Genomic DNA, 1,053 nt, shown 5'->3' on the forward strand with positions numbered 1-1,053 from the left:
TACGCCAGCACGCCGAAGAACGCGCCGACGATGCCCACGACCATGGTGGCCACGATCAGCACCATGGGGTTGATCTTCTTGGACAGCAGCCAGTAGTACAGCCAGAAGGCGATCATGCCGAGCATGCCGGGCATGATGCCGTCCAGGATGTCCTGGAGGGTCTGGGCGTCGTCGCCCGAGCCGATGGCCACCGGGATGCTGGCCCAGAACATGTCCTTGCACATGGCGCCCACGACCATGACGCCCACGATTCCCACGCAGGTCATGATCTTCTGCATGAGGCCGGTCCTCTGGGCCTCGTCCAGGAAGCCCACGCCCAGCTCGTAGCCCTTGACGGCGCCCCAGATGCGCAGCGCGAAGCCGGGGACGTTGTAGATGAGCAGGAAGGCGATGGGGCCGAAGGGGTTGCCGGCCTGGCACAGGCTGATGCCCACCGCGGCGGCGACCACGCGCAGCGTCGACAGGAAGATGGAGTCGCCGATGCCCGACAGCGGGCCCATGAGGGCGGCCTTGACGTCGTTGACGCTCTCCGGCTCGATCTCGCCGCGGGCGACCTTCTCCTCCATGGCCATCGCGATGCCGCCGACGAACGGGGCGAACTGGACGGTGATGTTGAAGAACGCGCAGTGGCGGTGCAGGGCCTCGGCGTAGTCGTCGGGGCGGCCGGCGTAGATCTTCTTGAGCATGTTGGCGACCATCAGGCAGAAGGCGATGTTCATCTGCTTGTAGTAGGTCCAGGAGAACTCCATGCCCAGGGCGCCGGTGTTGACGGCGCTCTTGATGAGGTCGGAGCGCGTGATCTTGTTCTCGGGACTAGAAGTCATCGTCCTCATCCCCTTCCGCGGAGAGCTGGGGCTGGGCTCCGCCCAGGCCGAGCAGGTCGAACTTGTCGATGCCGATGATGATGGCGATCAGGGCGACGCCCAGGACGGGCACGTTGGCGTAGGAGCACAGCAGGAAGCCCAGGAAGTAGAAGGGCACGAGCTGCTTGGTGAGCACCAGGCGGCCGAGCATGGCGAAGCCCATGGCAGGCAGGATGTTGGCGGCAACGCC

General features: G+C 65.3%; 2 protein-coding genes. Both read right to left on the reverse strand.

What is annotated here, in order from left to right; all coding sequences use genetic code 11:
* On the reverse strand, positions 1-833 hold an 833-nt coding region (locus DXD24_RS10000; protein ID WP_147326365.1), incomplete at its 3' end, for a PTS system mannose/fructose/sorbose family transporter subunit IID.
* Positions 814-1,053 (reverse strand): PTS sugar transporter subunit IIC (locus DXD24_RS10005; protein WP_147324175.1); only part of this gene is annotated, 240 nt, incomplete at its 5' end. The genes DXD24_RS10000 and DXD24_RS10005, both read right to left, overlap by 20 nt.

This window comes from Collinsella sp. TF12-2AT (genome assembly GCF_003436735.1).
GTDB lineage: Bacteria > Actinomycetota > Coriobacteriia > Coriobacteriales > Coriobacteriaceae > Collinsella.